Here is a 19,790-nt window from a genome sequence, read left to right as displayed (position 1 = left end):
TTAATTATTGTTTATGTTTATTATCATCTTTATAAACAAAATATTTATAATACTTACCTTCTGTTTTCATATCTTCATAAAAGTGTGCCATTAATGAAGCGTTACTTTCTGCCCATTTTATGTCAGTAGCATATTGATGTTCACCTGGATTTTTCGGATTCCATCTCATACTATATAGTGTATTTTGATCTTTATTTGATAAAAAATGTCCATGAATAAAGTTAGCACCGCCACTAATTGCTTTTTGTGGTGTATCCCATCCATGTTTCTTGGCATATTCAGACCCTGTTTTAATAGGATCTTCATCTAAAGCACCTACACCGAAGAAATTATAGTATTTTTTACCATCAATCTCTACGCCACTTGAAAGTTCACTTTTAGCAGAACCTGTTTCAAGCAATGCGTGTGAAATTAAGTAGACCTCATTTACATGTTTGTCTTTAGCAGCCTTTATAAATTCATCAGAATGCTTAAGTAATGTTGGGTTATCAATTAACATACGTTTGATTCTGTTATGGTCAATACCTTGATATTTATCTAATTCTAAAAATTGGTATTTTTGCGTATCACTCTCAATAAACTTACTACTATCCATCGCAGCTTTTATTTCAGTTGATGATGCGTCTCTCCATGTTTTGTTATCTTTACTTGAAACTTGTTGGCTTGTGTAGTTATCTATTTGCTTTTTAGATGCTTTATCTAAAGTTACTTTTAAATTATCAACTTTTTCTTGTTCATCTACTTCTTTAAAAAAGATTTGATCTGAAATCATTGAAAATACAATAATTGCAGCTACACCTAAGATTACCAATAAACCTATAATTGATAAAATTGAGCCTTTTTTATGCTTCGTCATGTTCCACACCTCTTAGGTAATAATTAGAAATGAGAAGTCTCTATCATTTATGTATCAATGCGCTTGAGACTATCTGATAATAAATTCTAACACTAAATAGTTAAACGCACAATTTTATCTAAGTGTTGTTACATATTCATAAAAAAAGTAATGAAATTTTAATTTCATTACTCTTGACTTTTACGATATTCCATTAAGATAAAGCTCGATGCTTGTGATCTATTTTTATAATAATAACGATTCAAATCAATCGTACCTTCAATTTCTCCATCACGATACATCATTTCATTTGTTAAGTTATTTATCATTACAAAATCTGATTTATCTTTAATCATATCTAAATCATTATGTTTAGCAAAAAAATGCTCTAAATTTAAATGTGCGTAATCCATACAAACCTCCTGATAATTGTCCGAAGATAATAATACATCTTTTAGTGTTATATCTCTAAGTTGAATACGCGTTCATGTTATAAAAACTAAAATTTATTACTCTTATGTTATCTATTTAACACCTATTATGTATATTTAGCAAATGAAATTTATTATTTGTCTTTATAAAATGAATTTATCCGGAATTACAAGTTGTATATACAGCAATAGGAGGCACCAAATGCACTTTAGTAAAATTTATAATAAATCAAAACACATCATATATGTTCTTCTAAAAAAATACAATATTAAGTACAATAATGATGAATTTGTACAATTACTCACGATTAAATTATGGGAACTATCCAGAAAGTATAATGCCCAAAAATCTTCTTCATTTCAATCTTATTTATATACACGGTTAAATTTCTATTTAATTGATTTATTTCGTAAGCAACACAACACTTATGAAATATGCGAACCATTTGATAAAGTAAGTTTTCATCAAATTCCTAGCATCTACCTTGATAGTAAAATAGAGGCTCATCATTTCTTAACAACGCTTACAACACAAGAACAACAGTGGTTACAATTAAAATTATATGGTTATAAACAAAAAGAGATTGCACAACACCTAAAGTGTTCAATATCAACTATAAAAAATATACAGCAACGTGTTCAAGTAAAATATTCTAAATACTATAAATTTTAATGAGGTGAATTTAATGAATAACCTTGCTAAACTATTATATTTCAAAACCGTTATCGGTCCCGAATTACTTACCATTTGTCAATATACAACACATCAATTTACGTATCCTTCTTCCATTAATCAAACATTAAAATATATCCTTGAAACCAACAATCTTTCTTTACCCATACAAATTAAGCAAGCTAAGGACATACTTAAAATACGAAAACTCATCCCCATCTATATTAATAACCATACGATCGTCTTCCCAATTAAAGCAAAGCGCTCCCCAATACAATATTTTATCAATGCATTAGCAATTAATGGCTTAAAATCACAAGGTGCACAAACAGTTATTTATTTTGATAATGCAACTTTTATCATAGTTGATGTAGCATATATCGTTGTACATAAAAAATGGCAAGAAAGTTTAACACTTTCTCACCTAATAGATAGTTAGTATTTTATTACAATGCTTTGTTATGCTTATATTCTAATAATTTTTTCGTAAAGTAACCAGTGACCAACCTAATTAAATACAAACTAACAATAACAAGTAATAATGCTCCAATAAATGTTAATATGACTGTCAGTGTCGATAACTGTACTTCTGGTTTTATAAAATATTGTACAGCAGTTAAACTTGTAATAAAACCAAACAAGAAAATACCTAATAACATAATATATGTAAATAAAATACCTAATAATAAAGCAAATAACTGCGTAGACGATACTACTTTTTCTTTAAAAACATATTCTTTTAAAAATTGATTAGAAAATGCAATAGGTCGATTTAAATGTTCATTATCATGCTTTTCAACTACGCTTTCCAAAACAGAATCCAATTTACTTTTTTCTTTTTTATTTAAAAACCATAACTGCTTTTTAACTTTTTGCTTAAAAATATTTGCTTTCATTTAATATGTACTCCTTTAGCAATTTCGCCATACATCTCTTTCAAATAGTAATGGAATTATCTCAATGAATCAATTATAATTGAACACCTTTTTTACAAATTATGCATCAACGACACCTAGTCCCATTAATGTAGCGAATTGAATTGCTTGTTCTTTAGATACCTTACACCTAACTAAATCTTCTTTATTGACGACAATTGTTTCAAATTGTGATGTGCTTAAATCACAACCTTTTAATGGCGTTTGATGTATTGTTACGTGGTTCATGTTTGTTTCATCGAATGTAATTTGTTTTAATGTTGATTCATAAAAAGCACCATGTTCAAGTTGACACGTATCAAATAGTAACTTATCCATTTTAGAGTCTATAAAACTAACAAAATTAGCTTTAACTTCACAAAATGAAGTATGACCCAATCTCATTTGTTTTAAATAAGTCCCTGTCATACGACAATTTTTAAATATCACTCTATGTAAACTACCATGTTCCATTTTAACATTAGAAAAATCACAATTTTCAAAAATCACGTCTGTAAAATCTACACGTCCTAAATCAGAATTAGTAAAGTTGCAATTTGTGATGCGTGAACCATATATCAATAACCTATCTAAAGTTTGATCAACCAAATTTGAATGATTAATAGCTGCTTACTCTAAAATATCGTCTTCATCATCAAAAACATCAGTAAGTATTTTATAATCTAAACTAACATTTATTTTGGGCTGTTGGAGTTTCATTATTGTATCTCCTGTTCAATCAATCTATTTCACTATATATTAGCAAATACGTAGGTGCTCTGTACATGACTTAATATATAATTCAACATTTATGTATAAGTATAATGGGCTTGCTAATGACTTAACTATTTTTTAACAAAAAAATTGAGTCTGAAACATCTATTGATGTCTCAGACTCTTTTTCAATTGAATAGTAGACGTAAGGTACCATTTTCAATATAAAACTACATTCATATTTTACATGAACTTGTCGTCACTATGAATAAGTTTTAGCTCAGGTAAACCTCTATCATCCCATCCATAAAAAAGTGGGCGTACGTAATCTTTATTGTAAAATTCGTTTGTTATCCCACTCATAATTAAATTTATTCTAAAGTTTTATAGAATAGATAAACCAGAACTTTGGATGTCTTTAGCAAATCCTTGTACAGTGTCTACTGATAATTCACCAATATCACGACCAAGATTATTATTTACTTTTTTAACAACATCTGCTGGACATGTGATAATATCTGCACCGACTTCGTCTGCTTGAATGACATTAATCACTTCACGACAGCTTGCCCATAGTAATTTAACGCCTTCTTTACTATGCGTTACTTCTGCTGCTTCTTTCATCAATGGAATAGGATCTACACCTGTGTCAGCAATACGACCAGCGAAAACTGATACATAAGTTGGTACACCTTCTGTTACAGCATCAGTAATTTCTTTAACTTGGTCTAAAGTATAAACAGCAGTTACATTTAAACGAACGTTTTCTGCTGATAATTTTTTAATTAGAGAAATTGTTGATTCACCTTTAGTGTTTACAACTGGAATTTTAACGAATACATTGTCACCATATTGTTTTAAAATTTCAGCCTCTTTTGCCATAGTTTCTAAATCATCTGCGAATACTTCAAATGAAATAGAAGCATCAGGAATTTCACGTACAGCTTCTTCAGCAAAAGCTTTATAGTCTGTTACACCCGCTTTTGCCATTAAACTAGGGTTAGTTGTGAAACCATCAACCTGTTTGTTTTTATAAGCTGCTTTCATTTCTTCAATATCTGCACCATCTGCAAACACTTCAACATTTAAATTTGCCATTACTAATTCCTCCTGACTTAAATAAATAATTCAATTAAGAATTATTTTCTAACGGTTATTAACCATACAGTTTATTTATACCATCAATATTAGAAAAATTCTAATTTTTTGCTTAAAATCTTATCATTCAATACATCTTCATAATCAATTCACATCAGTCAACGATTTAATTTGACGCACTTTTTAAAACTCAAATATCAGAAAATAATATAAAATAGTAAATTTCATTAAATATTCTTATATTTATGGTATCATTGTAAAATGAATTGCACTAGGAGGTAAATATGGCACGTTCAAAACTTTATTTTTATTTATCTAGTTTATTAGTAATTATAAGTCTTTATTTTAATACTAGAAATCCTCTACTAAGCACACATTTTAGTTCAATGATTAAATTAATATTTGTGTGTAGTATCATTAACGCTATTATTTTAATTATTTCAATTATATTTGCAGATAAAGCTATCAAACATTTACATAATGATTCAGATTGGATTAGAATAGCCAGCAAAATCTTGCCATACATTATTTTGGTGGTATTAATCATTCATATCATTGCTTCCCTATCAACGTTTGGTATTATTTTCTAGTTTATAGTAAGGATGAGATGTAGAATGTATTTTAAATTTTACTCAAAAATTTCATCTACCAACTTTAGTAATAGTGAAATATAAAACCATATTATATGTTTTAACACGTAAACATTAATTTTTATCAACTTCTACCAATATGATTGACGAAACTGGGGCATTTTTTAATTATGTTCCAGTTTTTAAATTTAAGGAAGGACATACATTAATATGCAATATTTATTTATTTTTCTAGGTGGTGCTGTCGGTGCATTACTAAGATATTTACTTTCATTTATAAATACATCTTTTGAAATGCCTATTGGCACATTTATTGCAAATTTATGCGGTGCATTTTTGATGGGGTTTCTTGGCACTCTAGCTATCCAATACTTTAATAATAGCCCAATGCTCAAAAAAGGTATCACAACAGGCTTTATAGGATCACTGACTACCTTCTCGACGTTTCAATTTGAACTTGTACAATTTTTTGAAAGCGGCTCTTTTATTTTACTCATTGTATATGCATTAACGAGTTACATCTTTGGTATCTTACTATGCTTCTTGGGTGTTAGATTGGGGGCTAAAATTTCATGATTCAATGTATATTAGTTATGCTAGGCGGCGGCATTGGTGCGGTAATTAGAGGATTCGTCACAGATGTATTTAATCAGAAATTTAATACTTCCCTTCCTATACCTACACTTTTAATAAATGTAGTAGGCAGTTTTTGTATCGGACTACTTATGGGTATGTGTTTAAATATAAATTGGATTAATCCTTTTATTATCGTAGGCATACTGGGTGGATTAACTACATTTTCAACTTTGTCTTCCGAACTCGTTAAATTATTGACAACACCGAAACAAATCAATTTATTTATACTTTATTCTATTTTACAATATGGCGTTTCATTCGTAGCCTGCTTGTTGGGTTACTATCTTTTTTAAATCTTCTTAGCAACATACTAGATAATCTTCCATCCATAAATAAAACAGTCTGAGACCTTTAATGATGTCTCAGACTGTTTTTGATTATGATGTAAGTATAAAGCAACACACTTTATACTTAAACATCGATTCATGTATTCCAATTAAAGTAGCAGGACTTATACCTAAACTTCAGTCAAAGTAGCCCTCTATACTACAATCCATGTTTAGTGGAGCTAAGTCATCTTTATTAAAAAATCGGTTTCCACCTTATTTTTTTATTTCATCGACTTAGTGACCATTGTACCCTATTGGATCTGGTCCAATCCTTTTATCTTCATTCAGGCTATCTAATTTTTCAATTTGAGTTGGTGTTAAATTAAAATCAAAGACATTCAAATTTTCTTCAATTCTAGACGGTGTAACTGATTTTGGTATCACTACTACACCGTGTTCAATATTCCATCTTATAATGACTTGTGCTGGTGATTTTCCAACTTCTTCTGCTACTGATTTAACGGTTGCATCCTCTAAGATTTGTGCATTCATTAATGGTGACCACGATTCCATATGAATATTTTGTACTTCTAAATATCTTCTTAGTGATTCTTGTAACAAGTATGGGTGAAATTCAACTTGATTAATGACTGGTTTTATAGAAACCTGTGCCAATAATGCTTCTAAATGTTCAACATTAAAGTTACTCACACCAATATTTTTCACTTTATTATCTTTATATAAATCTTCCATCCCTTGCCAAGTGTCAATCATTAAAGCTTCATCAGTACCTGGCCAATGCATTAAATACAAATCAAGATAATCTAAGTTAAGTTTTTTTAGACTCGTTTCATATGCAGTTTCAACATTTTTGCGACCATAATCATCTAACCACAATTTTGATGTAATAAACAAATCACTTCTTTTCAGTCCTGTAGAAGCAAGACCTTCCGCAATACCTTCGCCAACTTTGTGTTCATTTTCATAAATCATGGCTGTATCGATATGTGTATAACCACTCTCAATCGCATGTTTAACCGACGCTTTACACTCATCGTTATTTTCAACACGGAACGTTCCTAAACCTACTATAGGCATTTCATTGCCATTATAAAAACTAATATTTTCCAAGTTAAAGTCCCCTTTTAGTTAAGTTAATGTTTATATTAATGAATATTACCAAAAATATAAATAATAATGCTTATAAATTTAAAAAGTCGAAATATTATTATATATGACAAAAAGCTACAGACAAAAGTGAACTGACTTTGTCTGTAGCTTTTTTATATCTCATAATATTCTAATTAAATGATTCGATTTCATCCATTACACGTTGTAAGTCTTCAACATTGTATTGAATGCGACCATGAAAGACAAATTTATTAAAGAATTCGTCTAATTGTTCTGGTCCTACTAAAACTTTTGAATTTGAACTTTGTGCATAATTTGTAATCGTAACATCGCCATCATTTTTAGGGTTGAAGTATAAGATAGTTGTTGGTGTAAATTTTAAATTTAATTCTGTTTGGATATCACCAGCAAGTCTTTCAATTTCATCTAAATGCGTCGTGTAATTAACAAATGATAAAGCATCTTTATCTTCATTTTGATCTAAGACAAGTGTTTGTGGAACTTGACCATCAAGATCTAATGTATTAAATACTTGTTCCATCATCGGCTGTTCTTTAAATTGTGCAGCACTTACGCCATTATACACATGACCTTTAAGCAATTGTGAATCAATGATATATAAACCTGTACGTGTTAGGACTAAGTGACTGATACGTTGCACATCACCAAACTCATTCCTTGGTAAAAAAATATTTGCCATAATATGCATATCTTCTGGACGAATTCTTTTCTCATTTACAAGTCGTTCGCGAATACCTATTAATCTCATATCAGTTACATATTCACTTTGATTTTTAGAGAATAATTTTAATGCATCAATTTCTCTATCTTTAGAATTAACCACAGCCGTATATTCTTCTTTTTGTTTTGTTACCGTTTTTTTATTTTCAATTCTTTCTTTTTCTAGCTCTTCTTCATGCTCATCGCTCAGTTGTTGCTCTCTTGATTTATATTGCGCTTCAACTTTTTCTTGCGCTTTTTTCTTACTTTTTAAAGCAACAATAAATAAAATCAAACAAATGACTGCTACGACAATTGCCACGATTAAACCAATCTCTATTGGTCCAAATGAATTCATAACAAAAACGCTCCTTTATGTGTTCAGTAACTTAATTATAATAGATATGCGCATCGTATTCGATAGTAAAGTTTAAAATTTAAACATTTTGTCTCAGTTTAAGCTTTGACACTATCTTTTAATAAGTTAACTTTATCTAATTTTTCCCATGGTAATAGCACATCAGTACGTCCAAAATGACCATATGCAGCTGTTTGTTTATAAATTGGATGTTTTAAATCAAGCATTTTAATAATTCCGGCAGGTCTTAAATCAAAATGTTTTCTTACAGCTTCTACTAATTCATATTCACTGACTTTACCAGTACCAAATGTATCTATTGAAATTGAAACCGGTTCAGCAACACCAATCGCATACGCTAATTGTACTTCACATTTTTCAGCCAATTGAGCTGCAACAATATTTTTAGCTACATAACGTGCAGCATATGCAGCTGAGCGGTCAACTTTAGTTGGATCCTTACCACTGAAGCATCCACCACCATGACGTGCATATCCACCATATGTGTCCACGATGATTTTACGACCTGTTAGTCCTGCATCTCCTTGAGGACCGCCGATTACAAATCTACCAGTTGGGTTAATATAAAATTTCGTCTGTTCATCTAATAATGACTCTGGCACTGTTGGATAAATAACGTGTGTTTTAATATCATCTTTAATTTGATCCAATTCAATATCTTCAGCATGTTGTGTAGATAAAACAATAGTATCTATTCGAACTGGTTTATCTTGTTCATCATATTCAACTGTCACTTGAACTTTTCCATCAGGACGCAAGTATTTTAAAATTTCATCTTTACGTACGTCAGATAAACGTTTAGCTAACTGATGTGATAAGAAAATGGGTAACGGCATATACGTATCTGTTTCATTAGTTGCATAACCAAACATCAAGCCTTGATCTCCTGCACCCGTAGCTTCAATTTCCGCTTCAGAAGCTTCGTCGCGATATTCTAAAGCTGTATCTACACCTTGTGCGATGTCAGGAGATTGTTCGTCAATTGCTGTTAATACAGCCATCGTTTGGCTGTCGTAACCGAATTTCGCACGTGTGTAACCTATTTCTTTAATTGTTTCTCTAACTACTTTTGGTATATCAACATAAGTTGTTGTTGAAATTTCTCCTGAAATTAAAGCCATACCTGTGGTTACAGTCGTTTCACAAGCCACACGTGCATTTGGGTCATCTTTTAAAATTTCATCTAAAATCGCATCCGATACTTGATCAGCAATCTTGTCCGGATGCCCTTCTGTTACAGATTCTGAAGTAAACAATCTTTTATTATATGTCATAATTTGCTCCTTTAGTTTTAAATTACGAAAATTCTCTCTCTGTTGAGCTCATTAAAAAAGGCCTTCTACACTATAGTAAATAGAGAGAAGGCCCTTTATACGTCCATTCGCTCTTATCGTTCAGACGCTATTTGTCTGCAAACGGTTTGGCACCTTTCTTCAATTAAGAAGAGGTTGCTGGGCTTCATTGGGTCCATGTCCCTCCGCCACTCAGGATAAGAGAATCCGTTAATTTATATAGTACCTAATCTAACATATAATGTCAATTTTACATTTATTAATATTTATTTAAAATTCCTTTGAAATTGGTGTGGACTATTAATCTATATATGTTATACTCTGTAATTGTAAAGGCTTACATCAACTAAATAGCGTGGAGGGATCAAGTATGGCGGTAGATACATACACTTATACAAGCAAAATTGAAAGCATTTTAGACAAGCAATCTTCATTATTTCAATTATCTACAACTCAGTTGTATAATAAAATTTTAGAAAATAATGAAGGCGAACTAACGGAATTAGGCGCCATCAATGCAAAAACTGGTAAATATACTGGTCGTTCACCAAAAGATAAGTTTATTGTCACTGAGCCATCTTATAGAGATGACATCGATTGGGGCAACATAAACCAACCTATCGAAGAAGAAAAATTTCTAAATTTATATGATAAAGTATTAAACTATCTTGATAAGAAAGATGAGCTTTATGTTTTTAACGGTTATGCAGGTAGCGATGAAGATTCACAGTTAAAACTCACTGTTGTTAATGAATTGGCTTGGCATAATTTGTTCGCTCAAAACATGTTCATCCGTCCAAGTACAAATGAAGAAGCTCAAGAAATCAAACCAAACTTCACTATTATTTCTGCACCTCACTTCAAAGCAGACCCATCCATAGATGGTACAAATTCAGAAACCTTCATTATCACATCATTTAAACATAAAGTAATCCTAATAGGTGGAACTGAATATGCTGGTGAAATGAAAAAAGGAATCTTCTCCGTAATAAACTACTTACTACCTAAAGACGACATTATGAGTATGCATTGTTCAGCAAATGTTGGCGAAAAAGGCGACGTAGCTCTATTCTTTGGTTTATCAGGTACTGGAAAGACAACACTTTCTGCTGACCCTACACGTAAACTCATCGGTGATGATGAGCATGGATGGAATAATAACGGTATCTTCAACATCGAAGGTGGCTGTTACGCAAAAGCAATTAATCTATCACAGAAAAAAGAACCACAAATTTATGATGCTATTAAATACGGAACAATTCTAGAAAACGTTGTTGTTGATGAAGAAGGCGATGTTGATTTTGACGACAATCAATACACGGAAAATACTAGAGCTGCATACCCTATTCACCACATTGATAATATTGTGACACCATCTAAAGCAGCGCATCCTAATACAATTATTTTCTTAACTGCAGATGCATTTGGTGTATTACCACCTATTTCAAAATTAACCAAAGACCAAGCGATGTATCATTTTTTAAGTGGTTTCACTGCTAAATTAGCTGGAACAGAACGAGGCGTTACTGAGCCTGAACCATCATTCTCTACTTGTTTTGGTTCCCCATTCTTACCATTAAACGCTAAAGTTTATGCTGATTTATTAGGTAACTTAATAGATAAACATGGCGTTGATGTTTACTTAGTTAACACGGGTTGGACTGGCGGAAAGTATGGCGTTGGACGTCGTATTAGCCTAAATTATACAAGACAAATGGTTAATCAAGCCATTACAGGTAAATTGAGAGATGCAGAATATGTGAAAGATGATATGTTCGGATTAGATATTCCTGTTGAAGTAGAAGATGTCCCTCAAACATTGCTCAATCCTATCAATGCTTGGAGTAAGCCAGAAGCATACAGAACACAAGCTCAAGATTTAATTAATCGTTTTAAATCTAATTTTGAAAAATTTGGAGAAGATGTTGACGAATTAGCCGTCAATGGCGGATTTGAATAATTTAAAATATTAGAAAAGTAGCCATGTAGTCGTCTATTACAATAGAAAACTACATGGCTACTTTTTATTTGTAAATACTTTATATCTATAACATCTTATCTATCATATTGGTCTTTAAGCTTGTTCTGTTCAACATCATCCATCCACTGTTTAATTTCCAGTAGCGTATCTTTGAGCGCAAATGGTCTTGGTACGTGTCCCTCCGACATTTGGTAATAAGTACGAAATGTCGCACCAATCTTTTCAAGTTGTTCCACTAAATAGTAAGCATTATGAATACCTACTTGTTTATCCTTACCCCCATGAACTATAAATATGGGCGGGCTTGTGTTTTTAATTTGAGCGATAGCATCACGTCGTTTATAAGCTTCTATATTCTTTTTAGGATGTCCAATCATACGTTTAAGCATTCCCCTTAAATCAATGCGTTCTTCATACATCAGATTTATGTCTGAGACACCGCCCCAAATAATATAACTCGTCACCGGTAAATCTTGAAATGTTAATAAACCTTGAAGTCCACCTCTAGAAAAACCAATCATGTGAATGGGAATACCAGGATACTTTTGATGTAACAAACGTATCGCAACTGTAACGTCATGCAGATCCGAACCATAAAACTCATCTTTGCCTTCGCTACCATTATTACCTCTATAATAAGGTCCAAAGACCAATGTATGTTCATCCGCAAATTGCATCAATCTTCCCGTTCTCACCTTACCTACTTGCCCTTTACCACCTCGTAAATATAGAACAATTCTCTGCACTTTTGCATGAGGTGTCATCAGCAGCCCCTTAACATTTAAATGATCTACTCTATAGATTACTTCATCAAATATATGGCTATTTGATTCAACCGGCATTCTCTTTTTATGAATAAAATCCAAGTTCAATCACTCTCTCTAAACATTGTAATATTGCTGGATCTTTCAATAAGTAACTTTTTTTATCTTCTGGAATCTCAGATAATGATTTATACAATAGTGGTCCATCCGTTTCAAAATAATCTGGTTGCTCAGTGATAGCTTCTATCTCCACCATAAAGACATCTTTAGTAAAGGACATTCCAATTTGACGATCAACCTTATATTGCGCTATGTATTCACAGTATTTAATCGTTGCGCCAGTTTCTTCAAAGACTTCTCGTGCTGCAGCAGTTTCACTCGCCTCACCTTTTTCTCTTTTACCACCCGGAAATTCAATACCACGTATTTTATGTTTTGTGAATAACAAGCTACCCTTATATTTAGGGATTATAAGTACATGATTACCGTTGGCATAATCTACTTTCTTTTTAAATGTTAGGTACACATCGTCATTTTCTTTGTCTTTAAACTTCACATACATCACTCTTCCCCTTATTATGTTAAACTAGCTATGCTAAGATTTTTGTTGGAGGCAAAATTATGAAAACTATATTTCTAGGACTTATCCATATATATCAACGCTTTATATCACCATTAACCCCTGCAACTTGTCGTTTTTATCCAACCTGTTCTGAATATACTAGAGAAGCCATAGTAGTGTATGGTCCCTTCAAAGGCACATGGTTAGGTATTAAAAGAATTTCAAAATGTCACCCGCTTCATAAAGGTGGCTTTGATCCCGTACCGCTAAAGAAAACAAAGCATAAAAAAGATAAAAACATTAACAAATAAAATTCAATATCTTATGATTTACCACTGGAGGCTCAAAATAAATTGAGCCTCCTTTTAATATACCTGCCTGATTAATCATATCTACCTTGTAGTAATAACCTTCTGGTGTAATATCACTAGGATAATCAGCATATTGTGCTAACATCGCTGTAAAATACCTACTTAGGCCATATTCATACATACCACCTATCACGATTTTCACATCTAGAGTATTGAGCATTTTTATCAAATCCATCACTTTATCTATGCCACCCAATCTAAATGGTTTTAACACAACGACCTCAATGCCAAAATCATTAATAGCTTGTGAAATAAGTGATTTAGATGTCGCTTTCTCGTCAATCGCAACGGGTGGTAGTTCATTTTTTTCAAAATGTGTTAAATGTTGTAGTGACTTAAAAGGTTCCTCAATATATAATATTTGCGCTTCACTTAGTGTTTTTAATTTATCATAATCTACTTTGCTTAATGATTCATTCGCATCGATGGCTATATCAGGTCGAAAAGCTAATTGTGACACCTTTTCCACATCATCTAAGATATCAGCATTCCATTTAAGCTTTACGCGTTGCGGTTGCGTTTGAACAAGTTGTTGAAAATTTCTTGAAGTCATGCCATTAACTGTCGCGCCATAAGGCACATTCAATGATTCTAAAACATGAAACATTTGATAACAAGCCATCACCAACATGCTACGTGTTGCAGGATAATTAGATAATTGCGTTAATGCATCTTGAATTTCTAAAAAAGAATGAAACGTTTTACCCTGAACCTGTTGAAACCATAGTTTTGAAAAATGTTTTACATCCTCTATTGTTTCATTTGCATACCAATTCGTTTCAAACGCATTGCTTTCACCAAAATATGATTTACCTTTATCTGTTATTAATTCAACGAAAAGCGCTTTGCGCGTATTCATTTTAACTTTAGGGGTAATGACAGGTGTTTTAAATTTTGCATTATAATCATACAAATGCATGTTAACTATTTTCATATGTACTCCTTAGTTAAGATTATAAACGCGTTCTTTGAAGTTTACCAGTTGACGTGTAAGGTAAACGAGATACTCGTTGAAATTGTTTAGGTACTTTATATTTTGCAAGTTTTTCTTTAAAAAACACAGTTAATTGTTCTTCTGCGATATCTTTATTTGCAACATAATATAGATAAGGTACTGAACCCCAAGTATCGTCCTCAACACCGATACACATAGCATCTTCGATATTAGGGAATTGTTTGGCTACAGATTCTATTTCAAATGGGTATATGTTTTCACCACCGCTAATAATTAAATCTTTTCTACGATCGTATATCATGACGTAGCCTTCCTCATCTATTTCCGCTATATCACCAGTTTTAAAATAACCGTCTTCGAATGTATCCATTTTTACTTTAGGAAAAAGATAACCATCCATTACATTTTTACCTTTAATCAATAGTTCTCCATGTCCATCTATATTAGGTGATTTAATTTTAACTTCAACATCATTACTCGGTTTGCCAACAGTATCAAATCGATGTTCAAGCATTTCAGGTGTCGCCGTTAAAAATTGCGAGCATGTCTCTGTCATGCCAAACGAATTATATATTGGTAAATCATAGCTTAAAGCTTGTTCAATTAAGTTACGAGAAAGCTTAGCCCCACCTAACAGTATTTTCTCAATATAGAATGGACGGTGTAATCCAGCATCCATTAACCATTTTAATGTTTGTGGCACCAGCGATACATGCGTTGGCGCTTCATTTTTTATGATATTTAACATTTGCTCCGTATTAAATTTTGATTCTAACCGTAATGTGAAGCCTTCAATTAATGAACGTAATACGACACTTAATCCTGAAATATGATATATCGGTAACACAGATAACCATTTTGTTTTCTCATTAAAACCCAAGCTTTCTCGACATCCAAGAGCACTCGCCAAATGATTATTGAATGTTTGCGGCACTGCTTTTTGTGGCCCTGTAGTACCGGATGTAAACATAATAGATGCTATACGCGTTAATGAAAATATCTCTTCAAAATACTTATCATTATTAACTGAAATAAGCTCATTAAAAGGCACAACTTGAATATGTTCTAATTCAAGATCATGCATGGAAATTACTGTATCAACATTTATTGAATCCATCTGTGCTATCATCTCATTTCGAGTTAACCGAGTATTTATCATAGCTGCTTCAATCCCTGCCAGCCAAGCAGCATTAATAAGCAAAACAGATTCAATAGTATTATCAATATAAAAGCCTATTCTCTTTTTATTTAACTGATGTAAAGTACAAGCAAGTTTTGAAGCTCTGTCGTACATTGTCGCAAACGTGACTTGCGTTTCACCATCATCAATAAATATATGTTCACCCTTTTGTTGCGCCTGTTGTTTTAACCAAAAATCCACTTCATCATTCCTCCATCTCATACTCATTATAACGTGTTTAGTCTTATTTAACAGTGTCTGCACATCAACAACAAATAATCTATTAAACTCAAATGTTATAATTAAAGGTAAACACGTTAACATTACCACAATGACCACAAAATAAAAAAGCATCCATAAATTGCCTGGATGCCTTTAATCCTAAGACTTACTATATAAGGTGTTGATCACCCATAGAAATGGATAGTCTATTCCACATATTAATTTGATTAATAATTAATACTAAATCTGTATATTCTTCTTCAGAGAATGATGTACGTACCTCATCATACAGTTTATCTGGCACACCATTTTTAGAGATATGTGTAATTGCTTCTGCTAATTTAAATGCTAACTTTGCTTTTTCAGAAAAAACATTCGTATCATCCCAAGCATTTAATAAATATATTTCTTCTTCTGAAACCTTCATTTTTCTAGCATCTGCAGTATGCATGCCAATACAAAATGCACAACCATTGATTTGTGAGACGCGTATTTTAATCAATTCACGTAGTTTTCTATCTATCGATGTTTTTTCAATTGTTTCTCTAAATCCATAATTAACCCAAGTTCTTCTTTTGCGATTTCATAATAGTCTATTCGATTATCCATGAATGAACCTCCATATCTTTTTAAACGAAGTGATTTATCTTTAAATTAATTAAAAATAAAAAATAATACTTGCAATCGTTGATATTTTACCACTATTAAAGCGTTGACAAACTTATTTTGGATATCTGCTATAAATATACAAGATTTGTAAATCAGACCCTAATTTTATTTTCGTTCAACTCATTATTTAAACTAATAAAAAACCTCGTTATTCAACACTTTAATAAGTTTAGAATAACGAGGCATCTATTATTAGCGGAGAGTGAGGGATTCGAACCCTCGAGACGCTTGTGGCGCCTACACACTTTCCAGGCGTGCTCCTTCGGCCAACTCGGACAACTCTCCATATAAAAAAACAGAAGCGATAATTCACTTCTGTTTATATGACCCCGACGGGACTCGAACCCGTGTTACCGCCGTGAAAGGGCGGTGTCTTAACCGCTTGACCACGGGGCCATGGCTCCACAGGTAGGACTCGAACCTACGACCGATCGGTTAACAGCCGATAGCTCTACCACTGAGCTACTGTGGAATAATTAAAATGGAGCGGGTGATGGGAATCGAACCCACAACATCAGCTTGGAAGGCTGAGGTTTTGCCATTAAACTACACCCGCACTTTAACGATTATGGGGCGGATGATGGGAATCGAACCCACGAGTGTCGGAACCACAATCCGATGCGTTAACCACTTCGCCACAACCGCCAAAGTATAAACTTTAAAAGAATGGTTCAGGACAGAGTCGAACTGCCGACACATGGAGCTTCAATCCATTGCTCTACCAACTGAGCTACTGAACCATAATAAAAATGGCGGTCCCGATGGGATTCGAACCCACGATCTCCTGCGTGACAGGCAGGCGTGTTAACCGCTACACTACGGGACCTATTTAAAAAGTTGCGGGAGGCGGATTTGAACCACCGACCTTCGGGTTATGAGCCCGACGAGCTACCGAACTGCTCCATCCCGCGATAATAATATTTATGACTCCTACCCAATCAGCATATCATAAACATTTACTTAATGTCAACGTTTTTTAAAATTAATTAACATTAACTTAATTCGAAATTAAAATTCAAATGCGATAATTGATGTTTGCACATCTCGTATCAATTAGGACTTACTCAGTATATAAATTTTTCACATGATAGTCAATGGATTCCAGAAATTATTTTGTGTAAAAATGGAATATAACTATAATATTTTATATTTTGTTTCTTATTTATACAAAAACCTATCACCCTTTATGATTGATACATCAAACAAAGCTTTTTACTAATTAATTTATCCTCCCATTTCTCCACTATAAATCTATAACAATAATAATTTCGATTACTCACTCATAATGCCTTGCATTTTACTTTGTAGCTGTGTAAATGTCGTGAAACCATCATCTTCCATAAAATGACCGCCAAATTCAGTTACTTTACATGTCCCTCCAAGCGTATCCATTAATCTTTTTGTTTCTTTGTAAGACACATAGGAATCATTTTTGGCACATAGACCATAAAATGCCTCTACTTTTTGTTTAACGTTTTCGTAATCTATATGAAAGTCTTCAATTTGATTGGTTTCAACAAATGGTATGACATCCTCCATGAATCCAGAAATACTAAATAATCCTTGTATAGTATTAATTTGTGATTTCTCTATAAACTTTAAAGCTGCGAGTGTTCCAAAACCATGCGTTACAAAAAACGTTTCATACTTAGTAACACAAATTTGATTTTTCATGTTACTCATCCAAGTATCAATATGATCATTTTCATCAACCGGCAAGTTAAATAAAGTTACATTATAACCTTCTAGCATGAGGTTACTGGCTAACCATTCATACCAATGATTTGATGCATCACCTTGTTTTGAATGTACTATAATTATATCCGTCATATAAATCCCCCATTAAAAATAACTTTCTAATATATATATATATCATTTTATCATTTATATAGCATGTCATCGTTTTTAATGCTACATAAATAATATCAATTAAAAAACGAGGCAGAAACCAAAATTGTATTTGATTTCAAATCCTCGCTCCGTATCTTTACTCGCATATACTCTATAATTCATTTAATAATTCTGATACTGCATTTTTACCTTGTAAAATACAGTCTGGCAGGCCAACCGCTTCAAATGAAGCACCGGCTATTCTTAACCTAGGATAATTATGTTTAATATGCGCTTGAATCGCAGATATGTTATCCATATGATCCACACGATATTGCGGCATACTATTAGGTAAACGATTCACAATACTGAAATCTGGTGCGCCTTTAAAAGTCATCATTTGTGTTAAATCTCGTTTAACAATATCTACAAGTTCTTCATCTGAATGATCTTTCACAACCGTATCACCTGGTTTACCAACATAAGCACGTATCAGCACCTTACCTTCTGGTGTAGTAAAAGGCCATTTTTTACTTGTCCATGTACATGCTGTGATATCGGTTTGGCTCGTTCTTGCAATCACGAAACCCGTACCGTCATAGGTATTTTCAATATGCTGTTCATCAAATGCTAGTACAACAGTTGCAACGGTTGTAGATGGCATTGTTTTGAAATAATCAAGGGCTGGATCATTACCAAACCATTTCATAAAGGTTTGATGTGGTGTGGTAACAAGGACACTGTCGTAGATATTTTTTTCATCATCTACAACAAGCTCATAATTCGTTTGTGAGATGACGATATCATCTATAGGTGTATTAAATCTGATTTTTACACCTTGGTTTACGACATAATCAGTTAATTTTTCAATAAAAGAAGTCAGCCCATGCCTAAATTGTTTAAATTGGCCTTTTGGTGCTCCTGGATATAATTGTCGTTGTTTTTGACGTTGCATTTTTTCGTATCGCATACCTTTAATTAAACTACCAAACTGTTCTTCTCTTTCTTTAAACTCCGGAAAAGTAGACATTAAACTTAATTCATCAATGTTTGTACCATAAATACCACCCATTAAAGGTTCAATTAAATTTTCTAAGACTTCATCTCCTAGACGTTCACGAAAGAATGACCCAACAGAAATATCGCGTTCTATTTGAATAGGCTTTTTAAATAAATCTAAACCAGCACGTAATTTACCTTTAGGCGAAATCAATTTTGTTTTAATAAAAGGTTTAAGGTTAGTTGGCACACCTAAGATAGATCCCCCTGGAATAGGAAACAGTTTATTTTTAGCATAAATATAAGATTGTCCTGTTTGATTAGTGATAAGTTCATCTGCTAATCCAATATCTTTAGCAATGTCTGTCATAATCTGTTTGCGTCCTAGATAAGATTCTGGACCTAATTCAATCGTATAACCATCTTTTCGATAGGTTTGAATCTTACCGCCAGTTCGATTAGTCGCTTCATATATCGTCACATCTATATCTGGTCGTTGTTTTTTTATAAAATATGCACTAGATAAACCTGTGATACCAGCTCCGATAATAGCAATACTTTTAGTCAAAATAAGT

21 protein-coding genes, 8 tRNA genes, 1 pseudogene and 1 riboswitch are annotated in these 19,790 nt (G+C 32.5%); of the genes and pseudogenes, 7 read left to right on the top strand and 23 right to left on the bottom strand.

Translation table 11 applies throughout. From position 1 onward, the window contains the following. Nucleotides 1–4: 4 nt before the first annotated feature. Nucleotides 5–856 (bottom strand): N-acetylglucosaminidase, encoded by an 852-nt coding sequence (locus SSP_RS05085; RefSeq protein WP_002482919.1) that lies wholly within the window; start codon nt 854–856, stop codon nt 5–7. Between the two features lie 167 nt (nt 857–1,023). After that, the gene (locus tag SSP_RS05080) at nt 1,024–1,248 is read right to left on the bottom strand and encodes a hypothetical protein (protein WP_011302841.1); all 225 of its coding nucleotides are present in this window, start codon (nt 1,246–1,248) and stop codon (nt 1,024–1,026) included. Nucleotides 1,249–1,468: 220 nt separating this feature from the next. Between SSP_RS05080 and SSP_RS05075 the strand changes: the two genes are divergently transcribed. Beyond that, nucleotides 1,469–1,939 carry a sigma-70 family RNA polymerase sigma factor gene (locus tag SSP_RS05075; RefSeq protein WP_011302840.1) on the top strand — a complete coding sequence of 157 codons (471 nt, stop codon included), beginning with the start codon at nt 1,469–1,471 and terminating at the stop codon, nt 1,937–1,939. Nucleotides 1,940–1,952: 13 nt separating this feature from the next. Continuing rightward, the gene (locus tag SSP_RS05070) at nt 1,953–2,378 is read left to right on the top strand and encodes a competence protein ComK (protein ID WP_011302839.1); all 426 of its coding nucleotides are present in this window, start codon (nt 1,953–1,955) and stop codon (nt 2,376–2,378) included. 7 nt (nt 2,379–2,385) lie between these two features. On the opposite strand, the gene SSP_RS05065 is transcribed toward SSP_RS05070, so the two are convergent. The 3 genes from SSP_RS05065 to SSP_RS05055 all read right to left on the bottom strand — a co-directional run bounded on the left by SSP_RS05065 (nt 2,386) and on the right by SSP_RS05055 (nt 4,665). After that, nucleotides 2,386–2,835: a hypothetical protein gene (locus SSP_RS05065; RefSeq protein WP_011302838.1), complete on the bottom strand. Its 450-nt coding sequence runs from the start codon at nt 2,833–2,835 to the stop codon at nt 2,386–2,388. Between the two features lie 99 nt (nt 2,836–2,934). Continuing rightward, nucleotides 2,935–3,462: a pentapeptide repeat-containing protein gene (locus tag SSP_RS05060; protein WP_011302837.1), complete on the bottom strand. Its 528-nt coding sequence runs from the start codon at nt 3,460–3,462 to the stop codon at nt 2,935–2,937. 489 nt (nt 3,463–3,951) lie between these two features. Further along, nucleotides 3,952–4,665: a transaldolase gene (locus SSP_RS05055; RefSeq protein ID WP_011302836.1), complete on the bottom strand. Its 714-nt coding sequence runs from the start codon at nt 4,663–4,665 to the stop codon at nt 3,952–3,954. Between the two features lie 284 nt (nt 4,666–4,949). Between SSP_RS05055 and SSP_RS05050 the strand changes: the two genes are divergently transcribed. The 3 genes from SSP_RS05050 to SSP_RS05040 all read left to right on the top strand — a co-directional run bounded on the left by SSP_RS05050 (nt 4,950) and on the right by SSP_RS05040 (nt 6,184). After that, complete coding sequence (locus SSP_RS05050) at nt 4,950–5,255, top strand: hypothetical protein (protein ID WP_011302835.1); 306 nt, start codon at nt 4,950–4,952, stop codon at nt 5,253–5,255. A gap of 210 nt (nt 5,256–5,465) precedes the next feature. Next, nucleotides 5,466–5,831: a fluoride efflux transporter CrcB gene (crcB, locus tag SSP_RS05045; protein WP_011302834.1), complete on the top strand. Its 366-nt coding sequence runs from the start codon at nt 5,466–5,468 to the stop codon at nt 5,829–5,831. Next, nucleotides 5,828–6,184, top strand: coding sequence for a fluoride efflux transporter FluC (locus SSP_RS05040; RefSeq protein WP_011302833.1), 357 nt, complete (start codon nt 5,828–5,830; stop codon nt 6,182–6,184). The genes crcB and SSP_RS05040 overlap by 4 nt, the downstream gene beginning before the upstream one ends. A 270-nt stretch (nt 6,185–6,454) precedes the next feature. Here SSP_RS05040 and SSP_RS05035 read toward each other — a convergent pair whose 3' ends face one another. The 3 genes from SSP_RS05035 to metK all read right to left on the bottom strand — a co-directional run bounded on the left by SSP_RS05035 (nt 6,455) and on the right by metK (nt 9,664). Next, nucleotides 6,455–7,291 carry an aldo/keto reductase gene (locus tag SSP_RS05035; RefSeq protein WP_011302832.1) on the bottom strand — a complete coding sequence of 279 codons (837 nt, stop codon included), beginning with the start codon at nt 7,289–7,291 and terminating at the stop codon, nt 6,455–6,457. A 169-nt stretch (nt 7,292–7,460) separates the two neighbouring features. After that, nucleotides 7,461–8,369, bottom strand: coding sequence for a nuclease-related domain-containing protein (locus SSP_RS05030; protein ID WP_011302831.1), 909 nt, complete (start codon nt 8,367–8,369; stop codon nt 7,461–7,463). A 98-nt stretch (nt 8,370–8,467) separates the two neighbouring features. After that, nucleotides 8,468–9,664 (bottom strand): methionine adenosyltransferase, encoded by a 1,197-nt coding sequence (gene metK, locus SSP_RS05025; RefSeq protein WP_011302830.1) that lies wholly within the window; start codon nt 9,662–9,664, stop codon nt 8,468–8,470. Nucleotides 9,665–9,774: 110 nt separating this feature from the next. Continuing rightward, nucleotides 9,775–9,886: riboswitch (SAM riboswitch) on the bottom strand. A 166-nt stretch (nt 9,887–10,052) separates the two neighbouring features. On the opposite strand from metK, the gene pckA reads away from it, so the two are divergent. After that, a complete protein-coding gene (gene pckA / locus SSP_RS05020; protein WP_011302829.1) occupies nt 10,053–11,642 on the top strand; it encodes a phosphoenolpyruvate carboxykinase (ATP) in 1,590 nt (529 codons plus the stop codon). Nucleotides 11,643–11,737: 95 nt separating this feature from the next. Here the strand turns inward: pckA and SSP_RS05015 are convergent, their stop codons facing one another. Both SSP_RS05015 and ytkD read right to left on the bottom strand, forming a co-directional pair. Beyond that, entirely contained in the window at nt 11,738–12,529 is a 792-nt protein-coding gene (locus tag SSP_RS05015; RefSeq protein ID WP_011302828.1) for an alpha/beta hydrolase family protein, read from the bottom strand. After that, nucleotides 12,513–12,989, bottom strand: coding sequence for an RNA deprotection pyrophosphohydrolase (ytkD, locus tag SSP_RS05005; protein ID WP_011302827.1), 477 nt, complete (start codon nt 12,987–12,989; stop codon nt 12,513–12,515). The genes SSP_RS05015 and ytkD overlap by 17 nt, the downstream gene beginning before the upstream one ends. 59 nt (nt 12,990–13,048) lie before the next feature. On the opposite strand from ytkD, the gene yidD reads away from it, so the two are divergent. Further along, nucleotides 13,049–13,300: a membrane protein insertion efficiency factor YidD gene (gene yidD, locus SSP_RS05000; protein WP_011302826.1), complete on the top strand. Its 252-nt coding sequence runs from the start codon at nt 13,049–13,051 to the stop codon at nt 13,298–13,300. Here the strand turns inward: yidD and menC are convergent. The 13 genes and pseudogenes from menC to hemY all read right to left on the bottom strand — a co-directional run bounded on the left by menC (nt 13,290) and on the right by hemY (nt 19,783). After that, nucleotides 13,290–14,294 carry an o-succinylbenzoate synthase gene (gene menC, locus SSP_RS04995; protein WP_011302825.1) on the bottom strand — a complete coding sequence of 335 codons (1,005 nt, stop codon included), beginning with the start codon at nt 14,292–14,294 and terminating at the stop codon, nt 13,290–13,292. The two genes, yidD and menC, sit on opposite strands and share 11 nt — an antisense overlap. Nucleotides 14,295–14,313: 19 nt before the next feature. Continuing rightward, entirely contained in the window at nt 14,314–15,696 is a 1,383-nt protein-coding gene (gene menE / locus SSP_RS04990) for an o-succinylbenzoate--CoA ligase (RefSeq protein ID WP_041784790.1), read from the bottom strand. A 190-nt stretch (nt 15,697–15,886) separates the two neighbouring features. Next, nucleotides 15,887–16,326: pseudogene (locus SSP_RS04985) on the bottom strand (carboxymuconolactone decarboxylase family protein). A 256-nt stretch (nt 16,327–16,582) separates the two neighbouring features. After that, nucleotides 16,583–16,671: transfer RNA gene (locus SSP_RS04980), tRNA-Ser, on the bottom strand. Nucleotides 16,672–16,710: 39 nt separating this feature from the next. After that, nucleotides 16,711–16,782 (bottom strand) — tRNA-Glu (locus SSP_RS04975). 1 nt (nt 16,783) lies between these two features. Continuing rightward, nucleotides 16,784–16,858 (bottom strand) — tRNA-Asn (locus SSP_RS04970). 10 nt (nt 16,859–16,868) lie between these two features. Then, a tRNA-Gly gene (locus SSP_RS04965) sits at nt 16,869–16,942 on the bottom strand. 13 nt (nt 16,943–16,955) lie between these two features. After that, nucleotides 16,956–17,031 (bottom strand) — tRNA-His (locus tag SSP_RS04960). A gap of 22 nt (nt 17,032–17,053) precedes the next feature. Continuing rightward, nucleotides 17,054–17,126: transfer RNA gene (locus SSP_RS04955), tRNA-Phe, on the bottom strand. Nucleotides 17,127–17,136: 10 nt separating this feature from the next. Then, a tRNA-Asp gene (locus tag SSP_RS04950) sits at nt 17,137–17,212 on the bottom strand. Between the two features lie 11 nt (nt 17,213–17,223). Then, nucleotides 17,224–17,297, bottom strand: a tRNA-Met gene (locus tag SSP_RS04945). A 361-nt stretch (nt 17,298–17,658) separates the two neighbouring features. Continuing rightward, nucleotides 17,659–18,216, bottom strand: coding sequence for an RBBP9/YdeN family alpha/beta hydrolase (locus SSP_RS04935; RefSeq protein ID WP_011302822.1), 558 nt, complete (start codon nt 18,214–18,216; stop codon nt 17,659–17,661). A gap of 172 nt (nt 18,217–18,388) precedes the next feature. Then, nucleotides 18,389–19,783: a protoporphyrinogen oxidase gene (gene hemY, locus SSP_RS04930; RefSeq protein WP_011302821.1), complete on the bottom strand. Its 1,395-nt coding sequence runs from the start codon at nt 19,781–19,783 to the stop codon at nt 18,389–18,391. Nucleotides 19,784–19,790: the final 7 nt, after the last annotated feature.

It is taken from the genome of Staphylococcus saprophyticus subsp. saprophyticus ATCC 15305 = NCTC 7292 (assembly GCF_000010125.1).
GTDB lineage: Bacteria > Bacillota > Bacilli > Staphylococcales > Staphylococcaceae > Staphylococcus > Staphylococcus saprophyticus.
The sequence above is the reverse complement of the archived record's forward strand: the minus strand, read 5'-3'. Positions and strand labels throughout refer to the sequence as shown.

Bases quoted from the DNA above. Each gene is read 5' to 3' on its own strand.
- SSP_RS05065 (WP_011302838.1), bottom strand. From the start codon at position 2,835: ATGAAAGCAAATATTTTTAAGCAAAAAGTTAAAAAGCAGTTATGGTTT.
- SSP_RS05030 (WP_011302831.1), bottom strand. From the start codon at position 8,369: ATGAATTCATTTGGACCAATAGAGATTGGTTTAATCGTGGCAATTGTC.
- SSP_RS04935 (WP_011302822.1), bottom strand. From the start codon at position 18,216: ATGACGGATATAATTATAGTACATTCAAAACAAGGTGATGCATCAAAT.
- ytkD (WP_011302827.1), bottom strand. From the start codon at position 12,989: ATGTATGTGAAGTTTAAAGACAAAGAAAATGACGATGTGTACCTAACA.
- crcB (WP_011302834.1), top strand. From the start codon at position 5,466: ATGCAATATTTATTTATTTTTCTAGGTGGTGCTGTCGGTGCATTACTA.
- SSP_RS05075 (WP_011302840.1), top strand. From the start codon at position 1,469: ATGCACTTTAGTAAAATTTATAATAAATCAAAACACATCATATATGTT.
- SSP_RS05070 (WP_011302839.1), top strand. From the start codon at position 1,953: ATGAATAACCTTGCTAAACTATTATATTTCAAAACCGTTATCGGTCCC.
- yidD (WP_011302826.1), top strand. From the start codon at position 13,049: ATGAAAACTATATTTCTAGGACTTATCCATATATATCAACGCTTTATA.
- SSP_RS05050 (WP_011302835.1), top strand. From the start codon at position 4,950: ATGGCACGTTCAAAACTTTATTTTTATTTATCTAGTTTATTAGTAATT.
- pckA (WP_011302829.1), top strand. From the start codon at position 10,053: ATGGCGGTAGATACATACACTTATACAAGCAAAATTGAAAGCATTTTA.
- SSP_RS05085 (WP_002482919.1), bottom strand. From the start codon at position 856: ATGACGAAGCATAAAAAAGGCTCAATTTTATCAATTATAGGTTTATTG.
- menC (WP_011302825.1), bottom strand. From the start codon at position 14,294: ATGAAAATAGTTAACATGCATTTGTATGATTATAATGCAAAATTTAAA.
- SSP_RS05080 (WP_011302841.1), bottom strand. From the start codon at position 1,248: ATGGATTACGCACATTTAAATTTAGAGCATTTTTTTGCTAAACATAAT.
- metK (WP_011302830.1), bottom strand. From the start codon at position 9,664: ATGACATATAATAAAAGATTGTTTACTTCAGAATCTGTAACAGAAGGG.
- SSP_RS05040 (WP_011302833.1), top strand. From the start codon at position 5,828: ATGATTCAATGTATATTAGTTATGCTAGGCGGCGGCATTGGTGCGGTA.
- SSP_RS05055 (WP_011302836.1), bottom strand. From the start codon at position 4,665: ATGGCAAATTTAAATGTTGAAGTGTTTGCAGATGGTGCAGATATTGAA.